The 12403-nt window shown below is 70.7% G+C and carries 12 protein-coding genes; 8 read left to right on the plus strand and 4 right to left on the minus strand.

All coding sequences use genetic code 11. From position 1 onward, the window contains the following. Positions 1-51 precede the first annotated feature (51 nt). The 5 genes from DNK52_RS06900 to DNK52_RS06920 all read left to right on the plus strand — a co-directional run bounded on the left by DNK52_RS06900 (position 52) and on the right by DNK52_RS06920 (position 4112). Positions 52-441, plus strand: a complete 390-nt coding sequence (locus tag DNK52_RS06900) for a phage holin family protein (protein WP_110240249.1) — start codon at positions 52-54, stop codon at positions 439-441. After that, on the plus strand, positions 434-1003 hold the full coding sequence (locus DNK52_RS06905) for a low molecular weight protein-tyrosine-phosphatase (protein WP_110240250.1): 570 nt from the start codon (positions 434-436) through the stop codon (positions 1001-1003). Before DNK52_RS06900 ends, DNK52_RS06905 begins: the two co-directional genes overlap by 8 nt. Continuing rightward, positions 1000-1911 (plus strand): fructosamine kinase family protein, encoded by a 912-nt coding sequence (locus DNK52_RS06910; protein WP_110240251.1) that lies wholly within the window; start codon positions 1000-1002, stop codon positions 1909-1911. The genes DNK52_RS06905 and DNK52_RS06910 overlap by 4 nt, the downstream gene beginning before the upstream one ends. 75 nt (positions 1912-1986) lie before the next feature. Continuing rightward, a complete protein-coding gene (locus DNK52_RS06915; protein WP_110240252.1) occupies positions 1987-2694 on the plus strand; it encodes a response regulator transcription factor in 708 nt (235 codons plus the stop codon). Further along, positions 2691-4112, plus strand: coding sequence for a sensor histidine kinase (locus DNK52_RS06920; protein ID WP_110240253.1), 1422 nt, complete (start codon positions 2691-2693; stop codon positions 4110-4112). The genes DNK52_RS06915 and DNK52_RS06920 overlap by 4 nt, the downstream gene beginning before the upstream one ends. Before the next feature lie 198 nt (positions 4113-4310). On the opposite strand, the gene DNK52_RS06925 is transcribed toward DNK52_RS06920, so the two are convergent. The 4 genes from DNK52_RS06925 to DNK52_RS06940 form a co-directional block, all read right to left on the minus strand. After that, positions 4311-5597 carry an anthranilate synthase component I family protein gene (locus DNK52_RS06925; protein ID WP_110240254.1) on the minus strand — a complete coding sequence of 429 codons (1287 nt, stop codon included), beginning with the start codon at positions 5595-5597 and terminating at the stop codon, positions 4311-4313. After that, positions 5594-6220 (minus strand): anthranilate synthase component II, encoded by a 627-nt coding sequence (locus tag DNK52_RS06930; protein ID WP_110240255.1) that lies wholly within the window; start codon positions 6218-6220, stop codon positions 5594-5596. Before DNK52_RS06930 ends, DNK52_RS06925 begins: the two co-directional genes overlap by 4 nt. A 17-nt stretch (positions 6221-6237) precedes the next feature. Next, on the minus strand, positions 6238-8163 hold the full coding sequence (locus DNK52_RS06935) for an anthranilate synthase family protein (RefSeq protein ID WP_110240256.1): 1926 nt from the start codon (positions 8161-8163) through the stop codon (positions 6238-6240). A gap of 138 nt (positions 8164-8301) precedes the next feature. Next, on the minus strand, positions 8302-9216 hold the full coding sequence (locus DNK52_RS06940; protein WP_110240257.1) for a hypothetical protein: 915 nt from the start codon (positions 9214-9216) through the stop codon (positions 8302-8304). 217 nt (positions 9217-9433) lie between these two features. Between DNK52_RS06940 and DNK52_RS06945 the strand changes: the two genes are divergently transcribed. The 3 genes from DNK52_RS06945 (at position 9434) to DNK52_RS06955 (ending at position 12296) form a co-directional block, all read left to right on the plus strand. Further along, the gene (locus DNK52_RS06945) at positions 9434-10201 is read left to right on the plus strand and encodes an enoyl-CoA hydratase-related protein (RefSeq protein WP_110240258.1); all 768 of its coding nucleotides are present in this window, start codon (positions 9434-9436) and stop codon (positions 10199-10201) included. Between the two features lie 191 nt (positions 10202-10392). Beyond that, positions 10393-10950, plus strand: coding sequence for a SigE family RNA polymerase sigma factor (locus tag DNK52_RS06950; RefSeq protein WP_239455431.1), 558 nt, complete (start codon positions 10393-10395; stop codon positions 10948-10950). After that, positions 10947-12296 (plus strand): hypothetical protein, encoded by a 1350-nt coding sequence (locus tag DNK52_RS06955; protein ID WP_110240260.1) that lies wholly within the window; start codon positions 10947-10949, stop codon positions 12294-12296. Before DNK52_RS06950 ends, DNK52_RS06955 begins: the two co-directional genes overlap by 4 nt. Positions 12297-12403 lie beyond the last annotated feature (107 nt).

Genomic DNA, 12403 nt, shown 5'->3' on the forward strand with positions numbered 1-12403 from the left:
GCCAACTCGCGCACCGGGACGCGACTGGTCGCGTGTGCCTACAGTGAGGTCATGCGCTTCCTCTCATCCCTCCTCGCCACCATGGCCGGCGTCGCGGTCGCTGCCTGGTTGTTCGCGGGCATCTCGTTCGACGGCGTCAGTGACCCCTTCGGCGAGGAGTTCCAGGACAAGATCCTGCCGCTGGTGGCGGTCTCGGTGATCATGTGGGCCGTGTCGCTGGTGGTGAAGCCGATCGCCACGCTGCTGTCGTTCCCCTTCATCATCCTCACGCTGGGTCTCTTCCTGCTCGTGGTCAACGCGCTCATGCTGAAACTGGTTGCCTGGATCTCGGGGAGCCTGGGCATCGGTTTCACCGTCGAGGGCTTCTGGGTCGCGCTGGGTGGCGCCCTGGTGATCACGCTCGTCGAGCGCGGTGTCCACATGGTGCTGAGCGATGACTGACACGCCCACCTCCTCCTCCCTGTCCCGTTCGACGTCCCCTTCCACATCCTTGGCGACGTCCCTGCCCGCTCCCCGCCACGAGGGCCGTTATCGGGTCGCGATGGTCTGCCTGGGCAACATCTGCCGCTCCCCCGTCGCCGACGTGGTCTTCTCCGAGCGGGTCGCCGCGGCCGGTCTGGCCGACCGTGTGGAGGTCGTCAGCGCCGGGACCGCCGACTACCACGTCGGCAAGCCGATGGACCCCCGCGCGGCGCAGAGCCTGACCACGGCCGGGTACGACCCCAGCCGCCACCGCGCCCAGCAGTTCCAGGCCGTTTGGCACGACGAGGCGGACCTGATCCTGGTGATGGACAACTCCAACCTGGCCGACGTGCGGGGCCTCGGGGATGGCGGCGAGCCGGAGCGCGTACGCCTCTTCCGCGACTTCGATCCGGACTTTCCCGGCGGTGAGGTACCGGACCCGTACTACGGTGGCGAAGAAGGATTCGGGGAGGTGCTGTCCATGGTCGAACGCACGAGTGCCCATCTGGTCGAGCTCGTGGCGGGTGTCGTCACGCGATGACCCGGGCCCCATTGGTCGCCAGGCGTGCCGAGGCCCTGCTGGGTCGGCCGGTGGTGAGCACTGCGCCCGTGGCGGGCGGCGACATCGCGACTGCCCACCGACTGCGCCTCAACGACGGCACCACCGCGCTGATGAAGACGCTGCCCCATCCGCCCGTCGGCTTCTTCGAGGCCGAGGCCGCGGGCCTCGACTGGTTGCGCGAGGTCGAGGACGGTGCCCCCGTGGCCGAGGTGCTCGCGGTCGCGCCGGACTGCATCATCGTCCGCTGGATCGAGCCGGGCCGTGCGACCGCTGAGGCCGCCAGCGACTTCGGCGCCCGCCTCGCGCGCACCCACGCAGCGGGAGCGCCGGCGTACGGAGCCGTAGGTGGTTCGAGCGGCGAGAACGACGGCGCAGGTGGTGGGGACGCTGACCAGCCAGACACCTTCATCGGTCGCCTCCCGATGCCCAACCGTCCGGCTCCGACGTGGGCGGAGTTCTACGCGACCCGCCGGGTGCTCCCCTACCTCAAGCTCGCCCGCGACCGCGGCGCGATCCTCGAGGCCGACGCCGCCGCGGTCGAGGGCCTGGTCGGCAGACTGCCCGACCTGGTCCCCGAGGAGGGCCCAGCGCGCCTGCACGGTGACCTCTGGAACGGCAACTGCCTGTGGGGCCTCGACGGCCAGGTGCACCTGATCGACCCCGCCGCGCACGGTGGTCACCGCGAGACCGACCTGGCCATGCTGGCGCTCTTCGGGCTCCCCCACCTGCAACGCGCCACCGCGGCGTACGCCGACGTCTCACCGCTCGTCGACGGCTGGGAGGAGCGGCAGCCGATCCACCAGCTCTTCCCGCTCCTGGTGCATGCCTGCATGTTCGGCGGCAGCTACGGCGCCCGCGCGGGAGCGATCGCCGCCCGCCACGCCTAGGACTCGCCCTACCTTCTTCGCGGTGTCACGCCCGGGTTTCAGCCCTGTCTCAGGCGGCGGTGGCACAGTGGTCGCGTGAGCCCCTCGTCTGCCCCCGGCCGTCCGAAGATCCTCGTCGTCGACGACGACAAGGCAGTACGCGAGTCCCTGCGCCGATCCCTGGACTACAACGGCTACGAGGTCGCGCTGGCCAGTGACGGCGCCGAGGCGCTCGCGACGATCGGCTCCACCCAGCCCGACCTGATCGTGATGGACGTGATGATGCCGCGCCTCGACGGCCTCGAGGCGACCCGCGCGCTGCGCTCGGCCGGCAACGACGTGCCGATCCTCGTCCTGACCGCGCGCGACGCGGTCGGTGACCGGGTCGAGGGCCTTGACGCAGGCGCCGACGACTACCTGACCAAGCCGTTCGCCCTCGAGGAGCTGCTGGCGCGCGTACGCGCCCTGTTGCGGCGCGCCACCCCCAGCGACGACGAGGCGGGTGAGTTGCTGACGTACGGCGACCTCAGCATGGATCTCGCCAGCCGCGAGGTGCGCCGGGGCGAGCGGCTCATCGAGCTGACCCGCACCGAGTTCACCCTGCTGGAGATGTTCCTGCGCCGACCCCGGCGGGTGCTCGAGCGCTCGTTCATCCTCGACGAGGTGTGGGGCTACGACTTCCCGACCACCGCCAACTCCCTCGAGGTCTACGTCGGCTACCTGCGCCGCAAGACCGAGGCGGAGGGTGAGTCGCGAGTCATCCACACGGTGCGCGGGGTCGGCTACGTCCTGAAGGACGCATGAACGCGATCGCCCGGTGGGGTGCGCGCTGGTGGGAGCGCCGGGGGTGGCACTACCGCCGCTCGCTCGCCAGCCGTGTCGCTCTGCTGGTCACGTTGTCGCTGGGGGTCTCGATCGCCTTCATCGCCGCCACCGCCTTCGTCACCATGCGGATGCAGATCCAGTCGTCGCTGGACCAGTCGCTGCTCGACCGGGCCAGCAAGGCCGCCTCCTACTCGACGCTCGCGGAGATGACCCGGCGCGAGGTGCCGGGATGGATGCTCGGGGCGGCCGACGTGCGGGTCGCCTTCGTCGACTCCGAAGGCACCGTCCTGACTGCCGACACCGGCCCCCAGGTCAAGCTCGGACGCCCCGAGATGCGGGTCGTCGCCGGCCTCGACGACAACTCGATCCGCACCATCTCGGCCGAGGGCGGGGTCCGCTACCGGGTGGCCACGGTGCCCTCGGGCGCCAACTCGGCGCTGGTGCTGCTGCAGCCGTTGGCCGACACGGACCGTACGTTGCGCAAGCTCGGCATGGTGCTGCTGCTCTTCGGCGGTGCCGGGGTTGCGGCGGCCGCGGTCGCCGGTTGGGCGGTGGCCCGCAACGGACTGCGCCCGGTACGCCGGCTGACCCGGTCGGTCGAGCAGATCGCCCGCACCCAGGACCTGCGTCCGCTGCCCGTCGGCGGGGACGACGAGATGGCGCGTCTGGCGACGGCGTTCAACCAGATGCTGCGGGCGGTCTCGGTCTCCCGCGAACGCGAACGGCGCCTCATCGCCGACGCCGGGCACGAGCTGCGTACGCCGCTCACCAGCCTGCGCACCAACATCGACCTGCTGACCCAGGCCGGGGACGGCCTGCCCGCTGATGCCCGCGCCGAGCTGCTCGACGACGTACGCGCCCAGCTCCAGGAGCTGACCCAGCTCGTCGGCGACCTCGTCGAGCTGGCCCGCGACGAGCCGATGCACCTGGTGATCGGAGAGGTCGACCTGGCCGATGTCGTTGAACGGGCACTCACCCGGGTGCGGCGCCGCGCGAAGACGGTGACCATCGACGTGGACCTCGAGACCTGGGCAGTGCGCGGCGATGCCGCTGCCCTGGAGCGTGCGGTCACCAACCTGCTCGACAACGCCGTGAAGTGGAGCCCCGAGGAGGGCACCGTCACGGTGCGCCTGGTCGACGGCGTCCTGACCGTGGACGACGAGGGCCCGGGCATCGACGAGGCGGACCTGCCGCACGTCTTCGACCGCTTCTACCGCTCCGACGACTCCCGTTCGATGCCCGGCTCGGGGCTCGGCCTGGCGATCGTCCAGCAGGCGGCCGAGCGCCACGCGGGTGCTGTGCGGGCCGACCGGGCGCCCAATGGAGGCGCCCGTCTGGTGATGTGGATCCCGGGCGTCAAGACGACGACCAGCTCGGGGCAGGTCTCCACCAGCTGACCAGTTGAACCTTGGGGAAATGCCTGAACGGGCAGTGCGCGACGCCCTCCCCTGCGTCGCACCCTGCCCGTTCAGTCCCCCGTTTTCCCTCCCGGTGAAAGCAGTCAAACAAGGAAATCCGGGGGGAGCGAGAGATTGGCCACAGCATCCCCCATTTGGATGAACACCGGTCCAGTCCACTCGGTCTGAGGTGGCATTTCAGCTCGGGTCGAGGAGGGCCCGTCGCAGCCGTTCGGCCTTCCACTGGGCCTCGGCCCACTCCTCGCCCACCTCGGAGCGCACGGTGATCCCGCCGCCCGTACCGAGCACCCATTCGCCGTCACCGGCCGTCATCAGCGACCGGATCACCACGCCGAGGTCGGCACGGCCGTCGGCGGAGAACCAGCCGAACGCGCCCGCGTACGCACCCCGCGGGGTCGCCTCGACGACCTCGGTGATCTGCATCGTGCGCAGCTTCGGCGCACCCGTCATCGAGCCGGCCGGGAAGAGCACGCGCAGCGCCTCGAGCGTCGAGACGCCCCTCCGCAGGCGCCCGCGGACCGTGGAGACGAGTTGGTGCACCGAGGCGTACGACTCGACCTGGGTCAGCGCCGGCACCTCGACGCTGCCGGGCTCGCAGACCATGGAGAGGTCGTTGCGCAGGAGGTCGACGATCATCAGGTTCTCCGCGCGAAACTTCGAGTCGCTGGCCAGCAGGGCGCGCGACTCGGCGTCGGCCTCGGGGGTCGCACCACGCGGTGTGGTGCCCTTGATCGGCTTGGTCTCCAGCGTCCGATCGGCCGTCACCAGCGCGTACCGCTCGGGGGACGAACTCAGCAGCCAGGCTCGCGCGCCCTCGACGTCGTGCTGCAGGAAGCCGGCGTACGGGGCCGGGTTGAGAGTGCGCAGTCGCCCGTAGACGGTGACCGGGTCGAGGCCGAAGCCGGTGGCAACCCGGTGGGTGAGGTTGACCTCGTAGGAGTTGCCGGCGTGCAGCTCCTCCTGGACCTGCGCGAAGGCGGCGGCGTACTCAGGTGGGACCGGTGCTGACTCCTCCGGCGCCTGCTCCCCCGGCGCCTGATCGCCCGGCGCCTGATCACCCGGGGTCGGTGTCCGGGCAGACTCCGGCGTCGCCGGGTGGGTGAAGGAGCGGACGACGCTGGGCCGCATCCACACCGCGTCCGGCATCCGCGGGTCGGGGCGGGCGGGAAGGTCGGTGCGGCTCGCATAACCGAAGTAGCCGAACCACTGCGCGTCATTCGGCCCGTCGGCCAGCTCGCGTCCGAGCACCTCGAAGATGTCGTCGCCGACGACGGTGGTGCGCCCGTCGACGTGGCGACGCACCTCCCGGGTCGCGGCGTGGAAGGTGAGCGAGACGTCGCCGGGGTCGAGGTGGCCGATGATCGAGCGGCGACCGGACCACTCCCGGGCGCCGCCCCCGTCGAGCCAGAAGCAGCGGGGCCGCTCGGCGGCGATCCGGGCGAAGTACTCCTCGGGCGAGCTCACGAGTCCCCCGCTCGCACGGACGCCAGGAAGTTGGCGACCAGCGCGGCGCCGTGCTCCGAGAGCACCGACTCGGGATGGAACTGCACGCCCTCCAGCGGCAGCGAGCGGTGGCGTACGCCCATCACGGTGCCGTCCTCGGCGCGGGCGGTCACCTCGAGTGCATCGGGCACGGTGAGCGCGGCCAGCGAGTGGTAGCGCACGGCGGCGAACTCCGGCGGCAGGCCCGCGAAGACCCCGCGACCGTCGTGGCTGATCCGGGCCACCTCGCCGTGCGCGGGCGTGACCCGGTCGACGCTGCCGCCGTACGTCGTGACGAGGCCCTGCATGCCGAGGCAGACACCGAGCACCGGGCGGGTGGCCTCGCGCAGCACCTCACCGCCGACCGCGAAGTCGGCGACCCGATCGGGGCGTCCCGGGCCGGGCGAGAGGATCACGGCGTCGTACGCCAGCACATCCGTCGCGCTCGCCTCGTCGTGCTGGACGACGTCGGGCAGCTCGCCGGTCACCTTGGCGACCAGGTGGACGAGGTTCCACGTGTAGGAGTCGTGGTGGTCGACGACCACGACACGGGGGACCCGGGGAACACGGGGGACCCGAGCGACCCGGCGGGCGCGGGGGCTCACGTGATCACCCGTCCACGTCAGTCGACGAGCAGGTCGGTGACGAGCTCGTTGATGAGGTCGAAGCCGCGCTCGGTCAGGATCGACTCCGCGTGGAACTGGATGCCGCGGAAGTGCGGGCCCTTCACCGCGTGGATGTCGCCGGTCTGAGGGTCGGCGTCGACCGTGACGCCCGCCGGCAGACCGGCCTCGCCGACGCGGCCCACAAAGGTGTTGTAGAAGCCGACGCGCTCGACCCGGTCGCCGATCTCGATCGACGCCTGGGTGCCCTGGAAGACGATCTCCTTGAAGCCGAGGTCGAGGCCGAGCTCATGGCACAGCGTCTGGTGACCGAGACAGACCGCCAGGAACTTCTGCTCGCGCTCCAGGAGGCGACGCGTCGCAGCCCGGAAGTGCGCCAGCTTGGGGGCGTCGCCATCGCGCGGGTCGCCCGGGCCGGGGCCCACGATCACCAGGTCGAAACGGTCCAGCGCCTCGGTGGTCCACGCCTCGTGGCGGATCACCTCGCTGGTCAGCCCCATCACCCGCAGCACGTGGCGGAGCATGTTGACGAAGTCGTCCTCGCCGTCGAGGATCCCGACGTGCTTGCCGGCGATCGCCGGGTTGGGCGTCGCACCGGCCTGATCGGTCAACCAGAAGGTCGACAGGCGGCGGTTGCGCGACTGCAGCGCGATCAGCACGTCCTCGTCGTTCGCGAGCTCGACGAGCCCCTGTGAGGGCGCGCCGGCGGCGGGCACCAGACCGAAGGCCGACAGGATGCCGCCGGCCTTCGCGTGGGTCTCGGCCACCTCGTACGCCGGGTCGGAGTCGCGCACCAGCGTCGCGCCGGCGGTCACGGTCAGCGAGCCGTCGAGCTTCACGTCGGCGGTGCGGATCACGATCGGCGAGTCAGCGGTGGGCTCGCCGCTCGCGTCACGGCCCAGCAGGGCGAGCGCGGAGGCGTAGTAGCCGCGGCCAACCTCCTCGTACTTCTTGATCAGGCGGCACGCGTTCTCCACGGGGCTGCCGGTGACGGTGGCGGCGTACATCGTGTCGCGCAGGATCGCGCGGACGTCGCGGCTCGAGCGCCCGGCGAGCAGGTACTCGGTGTGGATCAGGTGGGTCATCGGCTTGAGGAACGGGCCGAGCACCATGCCGCCCTGGTCGCAGATGTCGCACATCATCTTGAGCTCTTCGTCGACGACCATGAAGAGCTCGTAGATCTCCTTCTCGTCGCGCAGGAAGTCGAGCAGCGCCGGCTTCATCTCGGCAATGGAGCGGCCACCGACGCGGAAGGTGCCGGAGATCGGGTTCATCCGCACGTCGCCGCCGTGCACCGAGACGTGGCGCTCAGGTGAGGCACCGATCAGAAAGCGGTCGCCGGTGAAGAAACAGAAGGTCCAGTACGCCCCCCGCTCGCGGTCGAGCAGGCGCCGGAAGACGGTCAGCGCCTTGTTGACGCCCCAGTCGGCGACGACCGCGGTGTACTGCCGTCCGACGACCAGGTTGGCGCCCTCGCCCTGCCCGATCTCGTCGCGGATGATCGTCTCGACGACCTTCTCGTAGTCGGAGTCGGAGGTCTGGAACCCACCCCGGTCGGTGAAGTCGATCCCGTCGTCGGTGATCGCCTCGAGCACTGCGTCGACGTCGAAGCGCTGCTCGGTCTCGATGTCGACGACGACCAGCGGGGTGCCGTCGTCGTGCGCCTCGAAGCCGCGCTCGGTCACCTGGTGGAAGGGGACGGCGATCAACCGGTCGAAGCGGCGACCCTCCGGCGGGACACCCTCCTCGAGCGGGACGTCCATCAGCGAGGTGACCTCGCTGCGGCTGCCTCCGACGAAGGTGACGACGTCGGGGTCGCCCGGCTCGCGTCGCGCCAGTCGTACGAGCGCCCACGCCTCGTGCCCCTGGAGCTCGGCGAGCGCTGCTCGCACCTCCTGGGACGTGGTCTGCGTGGGCTCAGTCATGGTGCGAAGACTAGTTCGCCGCGGGCAGGCTCGTTTCCCGCGGTCCACCTCTGACGGTGCGACGTCCGGCCCTTGTGCGGTGGCTGGGTGTCACCTGGTGACACCCAGCCACCGCACAAGCAGCCGGACGCGATCGGATCAGGCGCAGTCGCGGCAACTGCGTGGCCGACCGGACCACCCGCGCGTACGCAGCAGTGCGCCGACCCGCTCGGCGGTGTGGCACGGACGACCGAACACCTGGCCCCATCCCAACCTGACCGTGCTCAGCCCGTCGATCGCGGAGTCGAGATCGCGGTCCAGGTCGGCGTCCCGCTGCCGCGCCGAGTCGTGGAAGGCACGACCGTCGAGCTCGACCACCTGGGCCTGGCCGGCGTACAGCAGGTCACGGTAGAAGGGGCGGCTCCTGACCTGGCGCTGACCGACGGGGAGCCCGTGGGGACGTTCGACCCGGGTCAGGTAGCCGTGCTCCAGCACCGACCCGGTCCCCGTCGCGATGTCGTCGAGCACCGCGTCGAGGAAGGCCCGGCGAGCCACCCGCGTACGTCCGTGGAGAGCGGCCCTGACCCGCGCCGGCGTGGTGCGACGGGCCTGCACCGCGTCTGCCAGCACCGCGATCGCCGCCATGTCGTCACGCGCCCCGGCAGCGAGGTCGACCAGGGCCTCCTCGATCCGGACCCGCGGCGGCGACGCGTTCCACAGCACCCGGTCGTCGAGGCCAGCCATGCGGTGCAGGCGGATCCCCGGCAGCGCGTCGTGGCGCCGCCCGCGATCGACTGCCACATGGATGGGCCCCGGCAGCGCGATCCGCCCCGGCCCGTCGGTGACGCGCAGTGCGGAGTCGTGGCTCAGGGCGGCAGGCGGGTGCAGAAGCACGGCGCCCCACGCCTGCTGCAGCCAGGTCGGCTCGCCGGTGTGGTTGACGTAGACGCCGGGGTGCAGGGGCACGAGGTCGCGGCGGCGAAGGAGGCGGCGTACGTCGTTGGGCATGAGCCCCACGTCGACCAACTGGCGCCGGGCCACGACGCCGGACTGGAGCGTGAGCAGTGATTCCATGCGCCCACGGTCGCGGGTCCCGTCCCCAGCTGATGGCGATCCGACCGCTGCCTGTGGAGAACCCAGCTTGTGCGGTGCCCTGGTGTCACCTGGTGACACCAAGGCACCGCACAGTGGCAGCCCGACGTCCCATCACAGCGCATCAGCGTGACCCACACCACATTATTGGTTAACGACCATTCACCAGTTTTGGCCCGAGCTGCGGCAGACTCGACCCATGTCCGAGACTCCCAACGAACTGGTCCACTACTCCGTTGACAGCGCTGGCGCCGTCGCGACCATCACCCTGGACTCCCCCCACAACCGCAACGCCCTCTCACGCCAGCTCGTCACCGAGCTCTTCGGTCACCTGCAGGCCGCCCAGGCCAACGCGGACGTCCGGGTCGTGCTGATCCAGAGCTCCGGCAAGGTCTTCTGCTCCGGCGCCGACCTCTCCGAGGCCGCGACGGTGAGCATGGAGGAGGGCACGCGCCGCATCATCGCGCTGCAGCGCCTCATCGCGACGATGGACAAGGTCGTCATCACCAAGAACCTCGGCGCCGTGCGCGCCGGCGGCATCGGCGTGGTCGCCGCCGCCGACATCGCGATCGCTGCTGAGGAGTCCTCCTTCGCGCTGACCGAGGTCAAGCTCGGTCTGGCCGCCGCGATCATCAGCCTCTCGGTCTTCCACCGGATGGACCCGCGCTCGGCGTCGCTGACCGCGCTCAGCGGCGAGACGTTCTCGGGTGCGGACGCCGCTGCGTACGGGCTGGTCACGAAGGCAGTGCCGGCCGCGGAGCTGGACGCGTACGTCGACGACCTGGTCGCCAACGTCGCCACCGGCGCCGCGCAGGGCATCCGCGAGACCAAGAAGGTGCTCAACCGCGAGCTCGTGGCCCGCATCGACGCCGACGGCGAGGAGATGGCCAACCTCAGCACCAGCCTCTTCGGCTCCGACGAGGCGCGCGAGGCAATGATGGCCTTCCTGTCTCGCCCCAAGGGCTGAAATGACCCAGCCCTGAACTCCCAGCTCTGAGACAGCGCGACTTCGAGGCACCAGACTCTCCCCGGACCGGCTCCACGGTCCGGGGAGATTTTTTTCTCCACCGGGCAACCGATCCACCACGCCGACCGGTATCACCGGGTATGACAGCCACCATCGCCGCCCGGGCGAACGACACCGCTCCAGGAGGGAACGTGACGAGCACCGTCGACTTCGACGACTTCGTGGCCGCTCGATCGCCCGCGTTGCTGCGCACGGCCTACCTGCTGACGCACGACCACGCGCTGGCCGAGGACCTGCTCCAGACCGCGCTCTCGAAGGCGTGGTTCGCCTGGGGTCGCATCGACGGGCAGCCCGAGAGCTACGTACGCCGCATCCTGGTCACGACGTACGCCACCTGGTGGCGCCGCAAGTGGAACGGCGAACGCGCCACCGACGAGCTGCCCGAGACGGCGACCACCGACTCCACTGCGGTGACCGACGCCGGCCACGACCTGTGGGAGGCGATGTCGCGGTTGCCACGCCGGATGCGGGCCGTGGTGGTGCTGCGCTACTTCGAGGACCTCTCGGTCAACGACACCGCCCACGCCCTGGGCATCTCCCCGGGCACGGTCAAGAGCCAACTCAGCAAGGCCCTGGAGAAGTTGCGCATCGACCCCTCCCTCACTCCCCCAGACGTATCCGCCGTATCCGCCGCCGAACCCTCCGCGTCTGCCTCCGTGCCCGCCGCAAGCGAAGGAGACCTGCGATGAACAGCCTCGACGACCTGCGCACCACCCTGCGCGACCACGCCCATGGCATTGACGGGCTCGACCCGGTCAGCCGTACGACCGGTGTCCGCGCCCGGGTCGCCGAGCAGCGTCGGCGCCGCAACGCCGTACGCGGTGGGGTCGCGCTCGCGGCCGTCGCCGCCGTCGTCAGCGGCGTCGTCCTCACCGACCCGGGCACGGGACCGACTCCCGACCCGGCCGCCGGCCTTGGCGCGCCCGAGAGCTTCACGGCCTTGGGGTGGACGTACGAGCTCGCCGACGCGGTCGAGAGCGATGGGTCCACGCAGACGATCTCGCTGCCGGCGAGCGAGCGTCCGTACCTGATCAGCTGGAAGACCGAGGGCGAGAGCCAAGACGTCACGGTGACGTCGAGGACCGAGTCCGACACCGAGCCCGTCGACGAACCCATCTGGAGCTCCTCGGCCGCTGACTGGGCCGACCACGTCGTGGTCAACGCCAGTCGGGACGAGAAGATCACGGTGAGCGCCGACGACGTCGCCGGCATCGCCGTTGCGACCTACGAGATCGACCAGGGCGAGGTCCCCCCGGGGATGGGGTCGGGCAAGGCCGATGCCTTCCACTTCCGGGAGCGGGTTGCTGAGCGCGTCCTGCTGGGCGCGGCGGTCGCCGACGGCGAGAGCGAGACCCGTCTCGACTACGACGTCTCCGGCGACAGGGTCACCATCGCCTACTCGTGCTCCGGCCTCCCGAAGGGCGCGTGGATCCGGCTCAGCCTGGACGGTTCAGACGACGACACCACCTCGGGGGACAGCTGCGACGCCACCACCTTCGACCCGGGAGCCGGCACCACCTACACCTTCTCTCCCCGGGAGGACTGGCCGCGAGAGGGCACTCTTCGTCTCTGGGTGTCGCGTTCGGAGTCGGACCTGACGCCGCTCCCGGCCTCTGAGGTCACCGGGACCAAGCTCGGCGTGGCCCTCTACTCCTCGGACTCCTCGAAGCTGTGGGGCACCGAGTCCCCCACCGAGGTCGAGATGTCGGGCCACGCGTGGAAGCGCGTAGAGGCTGTTGATGTCGAGCCGGGAGCACCGTTGCGTCTCGACTCCCTCGCGGGTGCCAGTGCGTACGACGGCCCCTGGCTGGTGCAGGTGGCGCACGAGGCGACCACGTACGACCGCGTCTCCTTCGAGGTCCTCACGGACGGGAGGACGAAATCCACCCACGCCTTCTCCTCGGAGGGCAGCGGCGTGGGGATCATGGGCGACGTCCTCCTCCCCCCGTCCGCCGAGACGGTCTCCGTCGAGATCACGGAGGGCGCCGACGTCGTCACCCGCCAGGCACTGCTCTTCTACCGGCTCGCCGACTGACGCCCGGCGTGAGGTGCACCACGCCCACCCCCGCCCAGAACGTTCGTTCCACCCCCGGGGCGGGGGTAGGCTGGTCCACTTGCCGAAACCCTCGCGGGAGTGGGAGA

The organism is Nocardioides gilvus, assembly GCF_003194605.1.
GTDB lineage: Bacteria > Actinomycetota > Actinomycetes > Propionibacteriales > Nocardioidaceae > Nocardioides > Nocardioides gilvus.